The organism is Nocardia sp. NPDC047654, assembly GCF_043205035.1.
GTDB lineage: Bacteria > Actinomycetota > Actinomycetes > Mycobacteriales > Mycobacteriaceae > Nocardia.
Window position 1 is genome coordinate 1 of sequence record NZ_JBIDDF010000027.1, and the last position, 17,519, is coordinate 17,519.

18 protein-coding genes and 1 tRNA gene are annotated in these 17,519 nt (G+C 66.5%); 7 read left to right on the plus strand and 12 right to left on the minus strand.

Going from position 1 to position 17,519, the window contains the following annotated elements; all coding sequences use genetic code 11:
• The first annotated feature begins 595 nt into the window (after nucleotides 1–595).
• Nucleotides 596–1,837 (plus strand): alkane 1-monooxygenase, encoded by a 1,242-nt coding sequence (locus ACGF7Y_RS34940; RefSeq protein WP_393241756.1) that lies wholly within the window; start codon nucleotides 596–598, stop codon nucleotides 1,835–1,837.
• 122 nt (nucleotides 1,838–1,959) lie between these two features.
• On the opposite strand, the gene ACGF7Y_RS34945 is transcribed toward ACGF7Y_RS34940, so the two are convergent.
• The 4 genes from ACGF7Y_RS34945 to ACGF7Y_RS34960 form a co-directional block, all read right to left on the minus strand.
• On the minus strand, nucleotides 1,960–2,874 hold the full coding sequence (locus ACGF7Y_RS34945) for a class I SAM-dependent methyltransferase (protein WP_393241758.1): 915 nt from the start codon (nucleotides 2,872–2,874) through the stop codon (nucleotides 1,960–1,962).
• 666 nt (nucleotides 2,875–3,540) lie between these two features.
• The gene (locus ACGF7Y_RS34950) at nucleotides 3,541–4,365 is read right to left on the minus strand and encodes an MBL fold metallo-hydrolase (RefSeq protein ID WP_393241761.1); all 825 of its coding nucleotides are present in this window, start codon (nucleotides 4,363–4,365) and stop codon (nucleotides 3,541–3,543) included.
• 152 nt (nucleotides 4,366–4,517) lie between these two features.
• A complete protein-coding gene (locus ACGF7Y_RS34955; protein ID WP_393241764.1) occupies nucleotides 4,518–5,306 on the minus strand; it encodes an oxidoreductase in 789 nt (262 codons plus the stop codon).
• Nucleotides 5,307–5,380: 74 nt separating this feature from the next.
• Nucleotides 5,381–5,956, minus strand: a complete 576-nt coding sequence (locus ACGF7Y_RS34960) for a TetR/AcrR family transcriptional regulator (protein ID WP_393241766.1) — start codon at nucleotides 5,954–5,956, stop codon at nucleotides 5,381–5,383.
• 175 nt (nucleotides 5,957–6,131) lie between these two features.
• Here ACGF7Y_RS34960 and ACGF7Y_RS34965 point away from each other — a divergent pair, with 175 nt between their 5' ends.
• The 6 genes from ACGF7Y_RS34965 (at nucleotide 6,132) to ACGF7Y_RS34990 (ending at nucleotide 11,310) form a co-directional block, all read left to right on the plus strand.
• On the plus strand, nucleotides 6,132–6,857 hold the full coding sequence (locus tag ACGF7Y_RS34965; protein ID WP_393241769.1) for a GNAT family N-acetyltransferase: 726 nt from the start codon (nucleotides 6,132–6,134) through the stop codon (nucleotides 6,855–6,857).
• A 316-nt stretch (nucleotides 6,858–7,173) separates the two neighbouring features.
• Nucleotides 7,174–7,881 (plus strand): hypothetical protein, encoded by a 708-nt coding sequence (locus ACGF7Y_RS34970; protein WP_393241772.1) that lies wholly within the window; start codon nucleotides 7,174–7,176, stop codon nucleotides 7,879–7,881.
• Nucleotides 7,882–8,425: 544 nt separating this feature from the next.
• Nucleotides 8,426–9,610: a cytochrome P450 gene (locus tag ACGF7Y_RS34975; protein WP_393241774.1), complete on the plus strand. Its 1,185-nt coding sequence runs from the start codon at nucleotides 8,426–8,428 to the stop codon at nucleotides 9,608–9,610.
• Nucleotides 9,611–9,711: 101 nt separating this feature from the next.
• Nucleotides 9,712–10,332, plus strand: coding sequence for a TetR/AcrR family transcriptional regulator (locus ACGF7Y_RS34980; RefSeq protein WP_393241777.1), 621 nt, complete (start codon nucleotides 9,712–9,714; stop codon nucleotides 10,330–10,332).
• Nucleotides 10,329–11,132, plus strand: a complete 804-nt coding sequence (locus ACGF7Y_RS34985; RefSeq protein ID WP_393241780.1) for an SDR family oxidoreductase — start codon at nucleotides 10,329–10,331, stop codon at nucleotides 11,130–11,132. Before ACGF7Y_RS34980 ends, ACGF7Y_RS34985 begins: the two co-directional genes overlap by 4 nt.
• 104 nt (nucleotides 11,133–11,236) lie before the next feature.
• A tRNA-Pro gene (locus ACGF7Y_RS34990) sits at nucleotides 11,237–11,310 on the plus strand.
• Between the two features lie 42 nt (nucleotides 11,311–11,352).
• On the opposite strand, the gene ACGF7Y_RS34995 is transcribed toward ACGF7Y_RS34990, so the two are convergent.
• The 8 genes from ACGF7Y_RS34995 to ACGF7Y_RS35030 form a co-directional block, all read right to left on the minus strand.
• A complete protein-coding gene (locus ACGF7Y_RS34995) occupies nucleotides 11,353–12,306 on the minus strand; it encodes a tyrosine-type recombinase/integrase (RefSeq protein WP_393241783.1) in 954 nt (317 codons plus the stop codon).
• Between the two features lie 257 nt (nucleotides 12,307–12,563).
• The gene (locus ACGF7Y_RS35000) at nucleotides 12,564–12,782 is read right to left on the minus strand and encodes a helix-turn-helix transcriptional regulator (RefSeq protein WP_379054456.1); all 219 of its coding nucleotides are present in this window, start codon (nucleotides 12,780–12,782) and stop codon (nucleotides 12,564–12,566) included.
• Between the two features lie 15 nt (nucleotides 12,783–12,797).
• On the minus strand, nucleotides 12,798–14,495 hold the full coding sequence (locus ACGF7Y_RS35005; protein WP_393241786.1) for a replication initiator: 1,698 nt from the start codon (nucleotides 14,493–14,495) through the stop codon (nucleotides 12,798–12,800).
• Nucleotides 14,496–15,122, minus strand: coding sequence for a hypothetical protein (locus ACGF7Y_RS35010; protein ID WP_393241789.1), 627 nt, complete (start codon nucleotides 15,120–15,122; stop codon nucleotides 14,496–14,498).
• The gene (locus tag ACGF7Y_RS35015; RefSeq protein ID WP_393241792.1) at nucleotides 15,119–15,499 is read right to left on the minus strand and encodes a hypothetical protein; all 381 of its coding nucleotides are present in this window, start codon (nucleotides 15,497–15,499) and stop codon (nucleotides 15,119–15,121) included. Before ACGF7Y_RS35015 ends, ACGF7Y_RS35010 begins: the two co-directional genes overlap by 4 nt.
• Nucleotides 15,496–15,696, minus strand: coding sequence for a hypothetical protein (locus ACGF7Y_RS35020; RefSeq protein WP_393241795.1), 201 nt, complete (start codon nucleotides 15,694–15,696; stop codon nucleotides 15,496–15,498). The genes ACGF7Y_RS35015 and ACGF7Y_RS35020 overlap by 4 nt, the downstream gene beginning before the upstream one ends.
• A complete protein-coding gene (locus tag ACGF7Y_RS35025; protein WP_393241798.1) occupies nucleotides 15,693–16,019 on the minus strand; it encodes a hypothetical protein in 327 nt (108 codons plus the stop codon). Before ACGF7Y_RS35025 ends, ACGF7Y_RS35020 begins: the two co-directional genes overlap by 4 nt.
• Nucleotides 16,016–17,344 carry an FtsK/SpoIIIE domain-containing protein gene (locus ACGF7Y_RS35030; protein WP_393241801.1) on the minus strand — a complete coding sequence of 443 codons (1,329 nt, stop codon included), beginning with the start codon at nucleotides 17,342–17,344 and terminating at the stop codon, nucleotides 16,016–16,018. The genes ACGF7Y_RS35025 and ACGF7Y_RS35030 overlap by 4 nt, the downstream gene beginning before the upstream one ends.
• Between the last annotated feature and the right edge of the window lie 175 nt (nucleotides 17,345–17,519).

The following is a 17,519-nucleotide window of genomic DNA, read 5'->3' on the forward strand; positions in this document are numbered from 1 at the left end:
GCGGGCTCAGCCCCCAATATTCCAAACGCGGCGGGCCGGGCCGCGCGCCGGGGGGGGGGGGGGGGGGGTTGGGGGGGGGCCCGCCGGCGGGGGGGGGGGGGGGGGGGCGGGGGGCGCCCCCCCCCCCCCCCCCCCCCCCGACCTGCCTGCCCGGCACAGCACAGATCTCAAGTGCGCCGGGCGAGTTCCACCCCCACGATCGTCCCGTGGCTCCCGGCCCCAGGGCCGGCGAGTCTACTTGCACCGAATTTGCTGTCTCACCGTTCGTCAGCTCGTCGATTTCGGTACAGAAAGGTTCGAATGTCGGAGTTGGCTCATCCCCGCCCGCCCGAGCCGCTCAGGTGCGCGCAGCGGTGATACTCGCAGATCCGGCGCGGATCGTTTCGTACCCGACGCGGCGCCCCCTGCCCCGACGGCGCGGGCCGATCCGGTCGGCGGTGCGCCATCGCGAGGCGGACCTCGCCAGCTCAGACAGCAGTTTCGACGGTTCTGCCCTACACGGCAAACTTCTAGCTATCCTGGATAGGCGTGCACGTTGTAGGTGTTGTCCGCAGTCGGAACTGTCGGTTGAGTGTCGTCCTGACGGATCGGCGAGATGACTATGACTATCTTCGAGCACACCCGAGCCCGCGACCCCAAGCGCTACCTCTGGATTCTGGGCTTGATCGCCCCGGGTTGCGCGCTACTGCCCTCACAGCTGGTGTTGTACACCGGGCTGGAGCTGTTCTGGTGGATCGGCCCGATCATCATCCTCGGGGTGATCCCACTGCTGGATTTCGCCATCGGCGACGATGGAAGCAATCCCCGCGACGAAGACTACGAGGCGCTGTCCAACGATCGCTATTACCGCTGGTGCACCTTCCTCTTCCTGCCGATGCAGTTCATCGGCCTGCTGATCGCCAGCTACCTGTGGGCAAGCCATGAGCTGAGCCTGGTCGACAAACTCGGCTTGGCCGTCACGCTCGGCTTCGTCTCCGGGATCGGCATCAACGCCGCGCACGAACTCGGCCACCGCGCCGAACGTCTCGAACGCTGGCTGGCCAAGATCGCGCTCGCCCAGTCCGGCTACGGGCACTTCTTCGTCGAGCACAACCGCGGCCACCACGTTCGCGTGGCCACTCCCGAGGACCCCGCCAGCGCCCGTTACGGCGAATCGCTGTGGCAGTTCCTCCCCCGCACCATGACGGGCGGGTTCCGCTCCGCCCTCACGTTGGAGCGCCAGCGTCTTGCCCGCAACGGCAAACGTTGGCTCAGCCCCAGCAACCATCTCCTGCAAGCCTGGGCGATGAGCGCGGCGTTGTTCACCACCTTGATCGTGGTGTTCGGTCCCGCCGTCATCCCCTACCTCGCCCTCCAAGCGCTCATCGGCGCGGGCCTGCTGGAGACCGTCAACTACGTCGAGCACTACGGATTGCTGCGCGCCCGCCGCCCGGACGGCCGTTATGCCCGTTGCTCGCCCCGCGACAGCTGGAACAGCGACCACCTGGTCACCAACATCTTCCTGTTCCACCTCCAGCGCCACAGCGATCACCACGCCAACCCGGGCCGCCGCTATCAAACCCTGCGCAGCTGCGACGTGGCGCCCCAGCTCCCCGCCGGTTACGCCACCATGGTCCTGCTGGCCATCATCCCGCCGCTGTGGCGCGCGGTCATGGATCCCCGGGTCCTCGCCCACTACAACGGCGACATGACGCTCATCAACACCAAACCCCGTAGACGCAGGCTCACCCTGCCGATCCGCAATCCGCGCCCGCGCGAGAACGTACGGCGGGCCGCGGGGCGCCACACCCCCAGCATGAGCCCGTCGTCGACCGGCGCGACGGAGGTCCGGTTCTGATCGGAGCGGATCGCTGACGCGTCCGTCCGCGACTCGCCGAGGGCCACAGCACGGTGCACAGTTCGCACTCGGCGAGCAGGCAGGCAGATGCCGTGGCGATGCGCCACCGCCGGCGGGCGGACTCAGCGCGGCAGCGGGGACCGGTACCGAGCGTCGGGTTTGAGGCAGGTGAACTGCATAACGTCGATATGCCCACGACGGAAGTACTCGGCCGAGCCGGTGAGATACCGCATGTAGGCGTTGTAGGTGTCGCGCCCGGCCAGCTCGATCGCCCGGTCTCGGTGTTCGTGCAGGGCGTCGGCCCAGCAGTCCAATGTGGTGGTGTAATGCGGTCCCAGTGACTGGACGTCTGCGACGGTGAATCCGGCGTCCTGCGCGTATTCGGTGATCCCTTTGGGGTAGTGGCCGAACGACAGCGGGAGCTGGCCACCGGGGAAGATGGTCTCGCGCAGGAAACGCAAGAAGGCGAAGTCCTCGCTGGTGATCCTGGTGCCGTGCGCCCGCAGATGATCGCGGCTGTGGCTGACCACCGTCTGCAACAGCAGCACTCCGTCCGAGGGCATGATCCGATAGGCGAACTCGAAGAACTCCCCATAGCGGTCCACCGGCAAGTGTTCCATCGCCCCGACGCACACGATCCGGTCGGCACGCCGGTCGAAATCCTCCCAGCCCTGCACTCGCACCCCGCCGTAGGGCCGGCCACGGATCAGCCGGTCGACGAGCATGTCCCGCACGTACCGGTACTGGTTGCGGCTGCGGGTCAACCCGATCGTGTTCACCCCGTAGGTGTCCATGGCGCGCAGCATGGTCGATCCCCAGCCGCACCCGACATCCAGCAGGGTCATCCCCGGTTGGAGATCACATTTGGCCAAGGCGAGATCGATCTTCGCTGTCTGGGCTTTTTCCAGGGTGTCGTCGGGGTGGGTCCACAACGCGCAGCTGTAGGTGCGGGTCGGGTCGAGGAAGAGTCCGAAGAACTCGTCCGGCAGTTCCTCCCGCGACAGGACCTCGCGGTACAGGGGGGCGTACACACTCATGACGGCGGATCTTTCTCGCGAACCAGCACTGCCGTTCAGCGGAAGCCTCCGGGCCCTGACGGCTTCCGGCCGGATACGACCACGAGGTCCGAAGACGCACCGACTACGCGCTGCCGCCGCGGCCGCCACGCCGTCGATCACGTAGCCGACCCCGGCCGACACCTTCACGTTACCTCGCCCACTCTGCGCAGACCTCCCGAACCGGCCATCCAGCAAACACGAGGACAGCGACAGCTCGATTCGCCGCTGCGCGGACGCCAAGCCTTACCCTATGCGGCCGAGCGGCGCGCAGCGGCAAGACCTGCGCGAGTATGCGCGACCGGGCACACCCACGTCTGACCGACGACCGCCCGGGTCGGGTAGCGCACTACTCGGGTTACGATGCCCACAGATAGCTAGGTTTGGCCATACAACACGAAGTCCGCAGCGCCTGTCACCCGGCCTCGGACGGGTCGGTCAGCACTCGGCGCGGAGTTCGGCACGCCACCGCGACAACGTCGTCACGGCGTGCGCGCGCGACCACCCGGCAGGCGTTCGGCACGAATTCGACCGCAGACAGCGGTAGCCGAAAAGGTCGGCATCAATGGGGCGCTGCCGACCCTGCTCGCGTTCGCCGAACCCGGGCACGTGCTCTACGGCAGCGACCGGCCCCGGTAGCCACAGCGGTCAGCTGCTCAGCCGCTCGAACTCCGTCGCGCAATGCGCGGAGAACACCGTCACCGCGTCGCCGTGGTCGCTGACGAGTTCCCGGAGCCGCTGCTGGTTCTCGATGCGGGCCCGCCGCCCAGTGTCCACATACCACTGGAAAACCCGGGTTCCCAAGGGCATCGACGGTTGCGCACGCATTTGGCCGTGGTAGGTGTAGGCGTCCCCGGCGTGCAACAGCCAGCCGTCGCCGGTGTCGACGGCGACGCCGACGTGACCGCGAGTGTGGCCGGCCAGCGGAACCATGAGTATCTGCGGGGGCAGGCCCCGCAATTCGCGCACCGCCTGGAAATCGAACCAGCGCTCCGCGCGACTGTCGGACTCCCCGTAGACCGACCACTTGGGTCCGTGCTCGAACTGCACCGGTCGATACCGGAACTTCTCGCGATGACCGAAGGGCCCTTCGACGGCGTCCAGCTCCGCTCGGTGCACGTGCACGGTGGCCCGGGGGAAGTCGGCGAGACCACCCGCGTGATCGAGATCGAGGTGCGTCACGACGATGTCCCGGACGTCATCGCGGGAGAACCCCAGCGCCTCGACCTGCCGGGCGATCGGCCGATCGAGAACCGGGTGCGATTGCCGGATGAGTTGCCGCCCCACCCACACATCCGGCCGGACCAGCGCCTGCTCGCCGTAACCTGTGTCGACCAGAATCAATCCGGCGGAGTGCTCGATCAACAAGCAATGACACGCCCCGGCCGCTTTGCGCCGAAGCCCCGGCCTGCCGTCGAACAAACGGCCTCCGAAAGGACGGGTTCCCCCGGCATCCAGATGATGGACACGCACCAGTCCGCTCCTATCCGTGCCGTCCGGCGACCCTACCCGCCTACACTTCCGGCCGCGACCCACTCCTACCACGTTCGCCACTCGAACGCCAAGGGCACGAATGTATTTCACTGCGTCGCAGCCGGAACGCGAAGACTCCCCTGCAGCCGAATTCAGGCGATCTTCAATGTGCCACCATCGATGACGTAGTCCGCACCGACGATATTGGCGGCTTTGGGTGACGCGAGGAAGGCGACGAGCGCGGCGACCTCCTCCGGTTCGCTGATCCGGCCGGAGGCGATGCCGAACTGCTCCGGCACGGCCGCGAGCAGTTCCTCCTGCGAAAGCCCCTGAGCGGCGGCGAACTTGGCGCCCACGCCGTGCGGTCCGCGCCACATCGGCGTGCCGACCACGCCGGGTGAGACGGTGTTGACCCGCACCCCGCGCGGCCCGAACTCCTCGCTGAGCCGCTTGGTCAGCGCGGTCAGCGCGGCCTTGGCCTCGCTGTAACCGACCGGCCCCGCCGCCGGAAGATGTTTGTTGATCGACGAGATGGTGACCACCGCGCCGCGCCGCTCCAGCAGGCTGGGCAGTGCCGCGCGGGTGACCCAGATCGCGCTGAACAGATTCAGGTCGAACAGCTCTCGCCATTGCTCGTCCTCGACGTCGAGGAAGCCGCCCAGTTCCAGACGCGCGGCATTCACGGCGCCGACGTTGTTGATCAGGATGTCGATGCCGCCCAGTTCGTCGAGGGCGGTGCCGATCAGCCGGGCCGCTCCCTCCGAGGTGGAGAGATCGACGGGAACCGCTGCGACGCTCGCCTTTTCGAGCTCGGGCGTAACGGTGCGCGCGGCCCCGACCACCCGGACGCCCTCGGCGGACAATGCTTCGGCGACAGCCAAGCCGATGCCTCGGCTGGCACCGGTGACGACGGCGGTCTTGCCGGACAGTTCTAGATCCATGATGGAACCCTTCCTTCTTGAACTACAGGTCAAAAATATGGGCAGCGAACGAGCCCCACGGCGGGCAGTTCGATTCAGAGGGTGGTCAGAGCGGTGTCGATGATGCGATGCAGAGTGGGCGCATCGTAGGTCTTGGCCATCACCCGGAGGCCGACGACGGTGTTCAGCAAGAACTCGGCCATCGATCGCGGGTCGGTATCGGCGCGCACGTCACCATCCCGTTTCCCCTGATCGATCCGGGCCTCCAACGCCGCGATCATATGATCCTGTGTCGCGCGGACCGCCCGGGCGATCTCCGCGTCGTGCCCCGCCATTTCCATGGCGGTGTTCACCGCCAGACAGCCGCGCCGAACGGGCTGCGCGAGATCGGAGTCCGCCAGTCCGCACAGGAAGGCGGCCAGGCAATCGCGGGTGGCGCCCGGTCGGGTCAGGATATCCGCGGCCAACTCGACACCCAGCCGGTCGTAACGGTCGAGAGCCAGGTCGAACAACGCACGCTTGCTGCCGAAAGCGTTGTACAGACTGCCTTTTCCGATGCCGGTGGCCTCGGCCAGCTGCGCGGGCGAGGTGTTGGCGTAGCCGTGGGTCCAGAACGTCTCCATGGCCCGGTCCACCACCGTGTCCGGATCGAAGTTGCGCGGCCTGCCCATGACCCGAACCGTAACCGTTTTAGACCGGCAGGTCAAGAAGGCGTGCGACCGCGGGCCGTAGCTCCGACGCCCCGGCAGGCCACGGTGCCGGAATCGCGTTGAGCGCAACCCGTGCTCGTCGGTCGTGCGTCTCGCTAACGTTCCCGGGTCGGACGCTGTTGTGGAGGAGTGCGCGGTGACCACTGAGTCGACCATCGACGTCGATACCTCGCTGCACCCGCTGGACGACCCGGTGCGTGCGTCGTTGCGCGGCGAGCACCGCCGGTTCGCCGGCTGGGTGGGACGGATCGGGCGCTACGACCCGGAGGTCGCCCGGTTCGTCGGCCACCCGCCGGTGCTGGACGAACAGGACTGGGCCGACCTGGCCACCCTCCTCGGACCGGGCGGCAGCACCGCGTTGCGCGGCCACGGCCACGTGCCCCCGGATGGCTGGACGGTGCTCGACGAAATGGACTCGGTGCAAATGGATGGCACCGCCCTACGCGTCGCGCACGACCCCGAACTGGAAGTCCTCACCGCGGCGGACGTGCCCGAGATCCTGGCGCTGATCGCCCGCACCGAACCCGGCCCCTACGCGCCACGAACCATCGAGATGGGTAACTACCTGGGCCTGCGGGTCGACGGCCGACTGGTGGCGATGGCCGGGGAGCGCTTGCGCCCGCCCGGCTGGACCGAGATCAGCGCCGTGTGCACCGACGCGGAATTCCGTGGCCGCGGCTTCGCCACACGCCTGGTCCGCGCGGTCGGTGCGGGCATCCGGGCGCGTGATGAGACACCGTTCCTGCATGCGCTCGCCCGCAACGCGACGGCGATCGGTTTGTACGAGAAGCTCGGGTTCGCGCTGCGCAAACGTTCGACATTGACGGTCGTGCAGGCACCGCCTGTGCATCACCTGCCATGATGCGCGGCGGCTGATGCTACGTCGCAGGTCGCCGGGCACGTGATTGCCCCATTCACGAAGCGCGGCACCTGAAGCGAGTAGTTCACTACGCACGCCCTCCTATCGCGGAAATGGTCGGCTTGACAAGGCGCATCGACTTTCGCCACGCCTCGCCGGTAACCGGTATGTCGCGTCGACAGCGCGGTGACGCCCGCTGATCGCTCGGCGCGAATGTCACGCCGGTGACCACCCGGCTCGAGAATTCGAACGCGCCGATCCGCGCGTGTTCGACCGGCGATCAGTCGACGCATATTTCACAGCACGGAAAGGCAATGTCATGTCGGATCGCATTCTGTTCTACGGCGCTTCCACCGGGCGCGGGGTCGTCGACTCGATCGACGACGACAACAACATTCAGGATGTCCGGGTCATCCCCGAGGGCGGTTTCGCCCGGGACTGGACACAAATCACCGGACTCAGCGGCGACCGCATCCTGTACTACAGCGCATCCACCGGGCGCGGTGTCATCGGCGCGATCGACGACGACAACAACCTCGAAGACGTCCGCGTCATCCCGCCCGGAAGCTTCGCCCAGGACTGGACACAAATCACCGCACTCAGCGACGATCGCATCCTGTTCTACAGCGCGAGCACCGGCCGGGGCGTCATCGGCGCTGTCAACTCCGCCAACAAACTGAAAGATGTGCGCGTGATCCCCGAGGGCAGTTTCGCTCAGGACTGGACACAAATCACCGGACTCAGCGGCGACCGCATCCTGTACTACAGCGCATCCACCGGCCGCGGTGTCATCGGCGCGATCGACGACGACAACAACCTCGAAGACGTCCGCGTCATCCCGCCCGGAAGCTTCGCCCAGGACTGGACACAAATCACCGCACTCAGCGACGATCGCATCCTGTTCTACAGCGCGAGCACCGGCCGGGGCGTCGTCGGCGGCATCAACGCCGCCAACAAGATCAAGGACGTGCGAGTCATACCCGAAGGCAGTTTCGCCCAGGACTGGACGCAGATCACCGGGCTCTGACCGGGCGGCGCCCGGTAGGGCGGTAGCGGGGCAGGAGAACATGCTCCCTACCGCCGCGCCCGGCGGTGCGAGATCAGTTGTGCGGCTGCCTCTGCCGGACGGTCACCGGGTCCTCGCCGGCTCGGAAAGTTCGCGCTGCGAACGCTGACAGAGCTGAGTATGCTTTCCCAACGTTAGTCGAATTACGCTGCGATCGAACAATTTTGGCGACCGGTCGGTTCGACGGCCGAGTCGGATCGTGGCGCCAATTGCCGGCGACGTACGCAGGGGAGATCGAACGTGTCGAGGTGGCATCGGGCACACGGATGGCCAGGGTTCACAGCCTGGCCGGCGGGCCCGCGACTATTTTCGCCCCCCGCGTGTCACCGGCCGCTCCCCCTCACATTCCTTCGGTAGCCGACCCGGCTATTCGCCCAGAGCCGATCCGCCTACGCCAGAGCTGCCGTGCGGATCTCGGCGTCGATTTCGGATCTCTCTTCCAGGAGCCTGTTTTGACTATCTCCCCATGTCTCGTCTTGCCCTTCGATCGCTACGGTACACGCGGGTGAAGCTGTATTCCGACGAGTTCGCAGCCGACCCCCACGCGGCATACCGGCGGATGCGCAGCGATCACGGCCCGCTCGTCCCGGTGGAGGTAGCGCCGGAAGTATCCGCGACATTGATCATCGATTACCGCACGGCGCTGGACGTTCTCACCGACTCCGCGCATTTCTCGGCCGATCCGAGCGAGTGGGAACAAAGCGTGCCGGCGCGGTGTCCGGTGCCGTGGGCGATGCGGTGGCGGCCGGACGCGTCGCGGACGGCGGGAGACGAGCATGCCCGCTACCGGAACGCCGTCACCGCCGGCCTCGATCGGATCGATCTGCACACACTGCGCGACACGGTGGAACGCACCGCCGTGTCGCTGATCAACGGTTTCTGCGCGGCCGGATCGGCGGATCTGCTCAACGAGTACGCGATCCCGCTGACCGTCCGGGTACTGGAGCAGGTGCTCGGGTTCCCGCCCGAGGTCCGAGAGGACGCGTACACCGCGATGATGAGCCTGCGCGAGGCCGTCGACGCGGCATCGGCGGAAGCGGCGCATCGAACGCTCAGCGCGGCGATGCTAGAGGTGATCTCGGCCAAACGGGCAGCACCGGCAGGAGATGTGGCCTCCTGGCTGGTACAGCATCCGGCGCGGCTGAGCGAGACCGAACTCGTCCATCAGATGGCCATGCTGTACACGACGGGCGCCGAACCGACATGGAATCTGATCGCGGTCACTGTGCTGCTGCTGGTGACCGATGAGCGGTTCGGCGGTGAGCTGCTCGGCGGAGCACTGTCCACTCGCGACGCGATCGACGAGGTGCTGTTCAGCGATCCCCCCGCGACCAATTCCTGTGTCAGATATCCGATTCAGCCGCAAATCGTCGGGAATGTGTGGCTGCCGCAGCATCAACCGGTGCTGATCGGCTTGGCGGCCTGCAACAACGACCCCGCAGCGGTGGCCGGTGACCGCCAGGGCAACCGTTCCCACTTGGCCTGGGGCGCCGGCCCGCACACCTGCCCCGCGCAGTCGGTCGGCATGGTCATCGCCCAAGAGGCGCTCGACCAACTGCTGGATGCGCTGCCGGAAATCCGGCTGGCCATCCCAGCTGCGGAAATGAAGTGGCTCCCGAGCTCCTTCCACCGCGCACCGGCTACGGTCCCGGTCACCTTTCCGGAGTCCCCGCCCCTGAGTCTTCTTTGAGTCGGACGTGAGGGTGGTCTGTTGCACTGCGGACCATCCCACTACTTTTCATCTGTCTAAAACAATTAGCCATTTGTAAAATATGGACTACTCTGGGGGAGGTGCCGACTCATCGCACCCCGGATCCCGCCCATCGCGTTCGCGACGCCGGACGCACCAAACGCTGCCTGCTCGAGGCGGCCTTGGACGAGTTCGCCGCGAAAGGTTATGCGGGGGCCCGGGTCGGCGACATAGCCGAGCGGGCCGGCGTCAACAAGCAGTTGATCACCTACTACTTCGGCGGGAAGGAAGGGTTGTACCGAGCGCTCCAGCAGAGCTGGCTGGAGCGCGAGGCCACCTTCAGCGATCCGGCGCTGCCACTGGCGGAGGTGGTCACGAACTATCTGCGCGACGGGCTGCGCGATCCGCGCGGCATCCGGCTGCTCATGTGGCAAGGATTATCCGATGCCGCGCCGTCGGGAGAGCAGCCGATCTCGGAGAGCGATCTCGCCGAGACCAGACGCCGTCAGGAGCGCGGTGAGATCGCCGCCGACCTCGACCCGGCCGCATTCCAGCTCGCAGTGATGGGCATGGTCATCGCCCCTCTGCTGCTACCGGTCCAGGTGCGTGAGCTGTTCGGCATGGAAGCCCAGACCACGGAATTCGAGCGACGCTACGGCGAACAGTTGCGCCGCATCCTGACCCATCTCACCGATTCCCGTTCCGAAGGAGAGACCCCATGACCTACCTCGTCACCGGCGTTCGCGGCATCGTCGGCCGAGCTGTCGTCGATCAACTGCGCACGGCCGGAAAACCGGTGCGGGCGGCCAGTTCTCGCCCCGCAGACACCACCGTGCCGGACGGTGTCGAACTCGTCGGGCTCGACCCGAGCGACCCCGGATCGGTCGCCACCGCCCTCGCGGGTATCGAGAAAGTCTTCTGCTACGCCGCCGCCGAGGGCATCGACAACTTCATCGACGCCGCGAAGACCGCCGGAGTCGCCCACATCGTGCTGCTGTCCTCCATCGCGGCGGCGAACGGGCACAATCCCATCGGCGCACGCCATCTCGCGGTGGAGAACCCGCTGCGCGCATCCGGCCTGCCGTTGACCGTCCTGCGGCCGGGCGCCTTCGCCGCCAACGCCCGCACCTGGTTTCCCACCATCCGAGCCGACCGCGTCGTCCGCGTCCCATTCCCGGGCCTGCAACTGACGCCGATCCACGAAGACGATATCGCCGCCGCAGCCGTCACGGCCCTCGACGACCCGTCCCACGCGGGCGAGATCTACCCGCTCACCGGCCCCGAATCCCTGTCGCATCGCCAGCAGGTCGCCGCCATCTCCGCCGCCCTGGGCGAGCCGATCGAACTGATCGAGCTGAGTTACGAGGAAGCAGCCGACATCTACTACCGCCCAGTCCTAGATATGTGGGCAGAAGCCGGAACGGAGCCGAGCCCGGTCGGCCCCACTTCGCAGTCGATCACCGGCACACCCGCCCGCACCTTCGCCCAGTGGGCGGTCGACCACGTGAACGACTACCGCTGAGAACACACCCCTCCTCCACTACCCCGCACCCCCTCTGACTAGGCGATTAGCACCGCTCCGGCCTCGTGCGGTAATCTCTTCGAGCGCCCGCACAGCGGGCGCAACGGGCTGTGGCGCAGTTTGGTAGCGCACTTGACTGGGGGTCAAGTGGTCGCAGGTTCAAATCCTGTCAGCCCGACAGACGAGAAAGCCCCTCTGACCAGCGTCGGAGGGGCTTTACTCATTCGCCGACCACCCGCAGAGCGGGACCAGAACGGGACCGCAGATGCTCGGAGAGCTTGTCACCGGCCCCGGTGATCTCCCGCCGGTCCGGGTGGAGGTACCGCTCCGTGGTCCGGCTGTCGGCATGTCCGGCGATCTTCTGGAGCACGTGCAGGCTCACCCCGGCATCGGCCATCCACGTCAGTCCGGTGTGCCGCAGATCGTGTCGCCGAAGATGCTCGTAGCCGAGCTTGGTCACGACCTCATCCCAATGGGTGGCATCCCGGAGCACGCCGGTAGCGATCCGTCCCCCACGCGGACCGCGGAACAGCCGGGCATCGGGGTTGTCGGCCCCGACGATCGCGATGCGCTGGGTCACCAGTTGCCGAACTTCCTCGATCAGCGGAACGTAGCGCACCCGGTTGCCCTTGGTGCCCTTGTCCTCCATACCGCCCGGTCCCGGTGTGGTCTGCCGCCGCACCCGCCAAGTCCAGGTGTCGGTGTCGATGTCACCGACGCGGCAGCCCGAGACCTCGCCGATGCGGGACGCGGTGCACGCGGCGAAGATCACCACATCAGCCCAACCCCGGTAGTGATCTGCCGAACGAGCCACCAGGGCTTCAGCCAACGTCACAAGCGCCGACCAGTTGGGCAACGCCAGCGACCGCGGATCATCGAGTTCGTCCTCGATCTGCTGATAGAGCTTCTGCCAGCCCCGCACTCGCGCCGGGTTCGTCTCCCGAATCTCGTCCCGCACAGCCTGTTCCATCACTCGCACCAGTACGGCCAGACTGTTCTTCACTGTCGATTTGCTTGCGCCGTTGTTGATCCAGCCGACCACCGCGCGATCTACGGCACCGTTGGTCAGCATGGCCACCGGAAGGTGCCCCAGCGTCGGCACCACGCGCTTGCGCCAGCCAGCCATGTACGGGTCGGTGGTCTTCTTCTCCAGACCACGCAGTGCCAACTCCATGTTGGTTTCCCCGTACTCGGAGAGGCGCATCGTCGCCGTCTTCGGGTCTACTCCCTGAGCCGCCTGCCGCTCCAGACGGGCAATCCATGCTTCCGCCTCCTCCCTGGTCTCGAACGGCTCCGAGATAGAAGGTCGCTTTTTCGTCGCTGGATCAGTCCAGCGAACCCGCGCCTTGAACGGACGCCGACCGTAGTCCGAGCGTTCTTCGATGTCGGACGAAAGGCGTACTCCGACAGGGAAACTCGCACGATCAACCATCAGGCTGCCGCCTCAGACGGGTCAGTACGCCGACGCTGCAACCACACCTCAATGTCCCCAGCGGCGTACTTCACCACCCGCGGAGAGACCCGCACGAATGCCGGACCGCACGGTGGATTCGCGGTACGCCACCGCCGCAAACTCGACGGATCGATGCCAAGCAGCAACGCCAATTCCGCCGTCGAATACCACTTGCCGTCAACCAATCGTGTATCCATCAAACTCACCCCTCCCTATGCTGCTTGTCGCATTGCCGAAAGTTGTTGTAGCGCCGCTGGTCCCGCGTCCAGGAGTGCTCTGTTGTACTCGGCTTTCCACGCGAGGCGTTGGGATATCGAGGACATGATCAGGTGATCCCGCGGTGGCACCGCTTGGTCGCCGGGTTCGACCGGGGTGACCTGGAGGTGTGAGGTGTCGGGTTTGACGATGCCGACCAGGGCGAGCAGTTGCCGAACGAATTCGGCGCGTTCGGCCTTGTGGTCGGGGAGGGTTTTGCCCGACCACTGCCGGGAGTTCTTCACCCGCTTGCCGGGCAGCCCGAGCAGGTCACGGCGGTGGACTTTGCCGCGGCAGCGACCGGGCACGGTCTTTTCGTTGACGCCGGCGGGGACGATGCCGAAGCGCAGCCACACCGGGCAGGTCTTGGAGCACGGCACGTGCTGGAGTTCGGCGTGCAACCGGTCGTAGTGCACTGCGGTACGGGTGTTGGGCGGTTCGAGGATTTCCCCGATGGACTTGGTCAGGTACTTGGTGATGTAGCCGATGTGCCGGCCGGCTTCCTCTGAATTGCCGAGCACACCGCGCAGGGTTTTGCGGTCGATCTGGGTGCCGAACCGCACCACATGCGCCGGCTTCGGGTTTTTCACCGTCGCGAGGCATTCTTGCCGCTCATCGAAGGTAGGCAGGACCTCTCCGGTGTCCGGGTCCACGAACGTGAGCTTGCGGTCATCCCACACCGGGACCTTGTCGCCGGGGTAGATTTCCTCCTCCGGGTCGAAGTGGGGCCACCATACTTGGTGGTAGGTGGCGTCGATGACCTGTTTGACCAGCTCGCGGGGGACGGTGCCGCGGATGAGCATGTGGATATGCGGTGCGCCGCGGCGTTGGGGCTCTACGACGCCGTAGTACTGGACGTTCCAGCCGACCGCGCGGCGAAGGTTCTGCATCAGCCGATCCAGCAGGCCGGCGAAGTGCACGATGTCACGTGCCGCGCGAGCGTAGTCGTAGGTGTCCGGGTCGATCGGGGAGCCGTCGCCGCAGGGTTCGCCCTTGCTGTTGACCGCGCCGTCACGGTGCACATGCCCGTAGGAAGGCATGGTGAGCGTCAGCATCATCGAGGGCCGGAACTTGCCGGCGAACTCCCGCCCGATCGTGGTCTTGGCGACCTTCTTACGCGGCAGGTTCGGCGCATCCTGCCGGCGTCGAGTCGAACGCACCCGCCGCTTCTTGCCGGAGACCTCCAACGGCGGCAGCGACTTACGCAGCCCGGTCGCGCGGAGTTGCTTGTCGATGCCTGCCACGTCTTCGGCGGCGTCGTCCATCCGCTGTTGGTCGCCGTCCTGCTTCGCGGCCTGGTAGACGTTGAACAGGTCCGAGCGGCACGCCAACAGGTCTTGCTGCTGTTGGGTGGGTTCGTTCACCTCGTTTACGGGTTCTTCGTCCAGGTGCCAGCCCTCACGGCATTGGGTGATGCGCAGATACCGGTTCTGTTCGGCGCAGGCCGGGCAGACCGAGGCGATGGTGGATTTGCACGGTGCGCCGACGTAGTACTCGGTGAGCGTCTTCGGGTCATACACCCGCATCGGCACCGGCCGACGGCAGATCTTGTGCTTGTCGGCGAGGGCTTCGGCGATGTCCCGGAAATCCGGCATCGCACGGCGCTGGGCCGCGGTCTGCCGGAGCGGGACCACATTCTGTGTGGTGGGTTCCATCTAGGCCGCCTTCGGTCGGGTCCAGTGATCCACCCGCGGCAGGGTGATCGTTTGAGCGAGGGCATCGGAGTGGCGGAAGGCCAGTTCGACCGTTCCGGGACCGGTGATGGTGGCCCGGCAGTCCAACGCCCCGAAGGCGTGCGCCAGGTGCGTGACACGGTTTTCGAAGTCGGCCGGGCAGTGACCTTCCAGCATCCGCACCCGAACCCGATCGGTGGCCGGACCGATCTGCACACCCAACAGACGCGGGATGAACGTGCGGTCGCCGCGGTCGATGCTCAGGTGGCAGGCTTTCATCAGCGTGGCCCACCGCCGGCGGTAGCGGTGCCAGGTCAGGAACCGGGTCCGAGCACGCTGGGTGACCCAGCGTTCGAACATCTGCGGGCGAGCGCGCTGCCACGCCAGCAGTCCCGCGACGGACACCCCGCCGGCCGCGAGACCCACCGGCCACCCCAAGACGATCCACGCCGTGACGACGAGGGCGAGAGGGATGGAGATCATCGGGAACAGGATCAGCCACCACAGGCCGATTGCCACTGCCCACAGAAGGTTGAGCAGCGCCAACGCGAATCGGTCGGACGCGTCCAGGCGGGTGTCTTTGCGGACGTGAACGGTCTTGGTGGTCATCGGTTCGCCTCCATGGTCGAGGGATCGAACAAGGACATCTGCCCGCGACACGGGGCATGAAGATCGGTGGAACACCGCCGCTTGCGGACTTGACTCGCCGCGGCAGCCACGACCGGATTGACGCGTTTGATGGTGTTGTCGCGTCCGACTTTCAGCGAGGCATCGGCATCCACCCGCCGCGGGCCACCGTGTTCGGGGATCAGCTCCCACGCCCCGCGACCGGACGCGGTGGAATCGGTTGCCAGTACACGGGTTTCGTGGATGATCAGCGCGTCGCCGGACAGTGGTCGGTCGTTGATCTCGTAGACGACATCACCGGGTTTCACCTGCGAGGGATGCAGCAGGTAGAAGAACACCGCCGGTTCGGAGGTGCTCATGCTGCTTCGTCCCATCCGTAGCCGTCGTCCAGGTCGGCATCCCAGCCGGGCGCGTGCCCGGTCTCGACCAGCAGGTGCACCGCGATCCCGATCGGGTCGACGCCGCGGCGGTCGAGTTGGCAGCGGCGCAGAGCGCGGGTATCGATCACGGCATCGATGTCGTCATGGGAGGGGATAGAGCGGAGGTTGTTGCTCATGGCAGGGCCTCGATTTCCGGGATGCCGCACACTTCGCAGGTGCGGGAACGGGTGGAGGTGCCCAGCGACCGCAGGGTGGTTTGCCAGGACTCGGGGAAGGAGTGGCCGTGTTCGACACAGCGGGCGGCAGCGAGGCAGCCGTCACAGCGAACCTGGTCGCCGTCATACAGCCAGCCGACACCGCCGCTACGGGCATTGAGGTAGGCCACGGCCTGATTGACGGAGTCGAAGCAGATTCCTTCGTTCCCGTCTTCGGAGTAGATGTCGCCGCAGCCGTCGCAGTACACGACCACGTGTTCCTCGATCACGAATCCCCGCCTCATGCCGCCACCGGCCCATCCGCCGCGGTGCCCTCGCCCAAGTCATCGGGGTCGAAGCCGCTGTAGTCCTCCGCAGGACCGGTGATCTCAGCAGCCGGCGAGTACGCGTCCACGATCGCGTCGATGTCGTCATCGGAGACGAAGAAGGCACGCACCCGCACGAACTCGGTCGTGCCGTCCTCACCGACGTAGCCGACACCCGGTGTCAGGTCGGAGATTTCGTCGCAGCGTGCGCCACGATCCCGCGCGCCCTGCCCGTGCACCATCGCGTTTTGAGTCGGTTCGTCCAGCCGCAGGCCGATGCGCACAGGGAACAGTTGCCGGTTGGGCATCGTTTCCTTGGACGGGTCCTGCAACGCCGCGATCACTGACACCGCCGCCGCACGACCTTGCGAGAGCAGCAGGCCGGTCAGGCGCCGAAACTCTTGCTGTTCCTCCCGCGTGGCATACGACGACAGCGACGCCGCCTCATCGATGATGATCAGGATCAGCGGCTCATCGGTACTGGGGACGATCTTGCGGAGCCCCGCCGTCCGCATCCTCGCAAGCCGTTCGCGCATCAGCTCGACGGCTTCGGCCAACATCTCCAGGATCGTGGTGTTGTCGGTGGCGAAGCGCACGAACAACCGGTTCTCGCCCTTGCCGAACTCCGCGCCGCCCTTCGGATCAGCCAAGTACAAATCGACCAGGCCCGCTTTGATCGCCGGGCCGAGTGCGACGATGATCGACCACAGCACCGAGCCCTTACCCGAACCGGTCGCACCCGCCAGCAGGATGTGTCCGTAGAGCACCCGCACCCGCCAGGAATCGAAATCCTCGGTCACGCCGACCGGGACCGCTTCCAGGTCCACACCCACCCCGGAGGCCAAGCCCGGCAGCGGTGCCGTGTCCGCGAGCGTGTCGAACACCCGCAGTTCGAGACGGACCACTCCCGGATGCGGGAACACCACCCGCACGTCCTGCACCCCGAGCACCTGACACAGTGCGTCGCGGGTTTCGTCCTTGGACCAGTCGTTGCGGGTCTGCCCCGACAACATCAGCAGATCCACCTGAAGCCCGTAGTCGGTGTACACCCAGTCCTCCAGCACCGGGAAACCGGTCTCGACCGACCCCAGTTTCAGCGACAGGAACATGCGCGGACGCTGCTCGGGATCAGCGATCACCAACACCGCCGTGCGCAGCTCGACCGGAGCAGCCGCGACGGCGTCACGGACAGCACCATCCGGTTGCAGGCCCCCACCGCGCGCCGCCAGCGACCGCAGCCACCACCACGCCGACGCCCCCGTGCACATACCACCGGCCAGCATCACCGAACTCGCGATACTCATCTCAGAACCCCCAACCCTGCGGGCCGCGCTCCAACTCACAGAACAAGCGGCACCCCTCCGGAGCCGGGGACGAAGCCGGAGCCTTGCCGACATCAGACCGGCCGAGACCGGCGTCTTCGCAGAACATCACGCATGTGGGCGCAGCCGGAGCCGGACTCTGGGTGGTGGTTGTGGT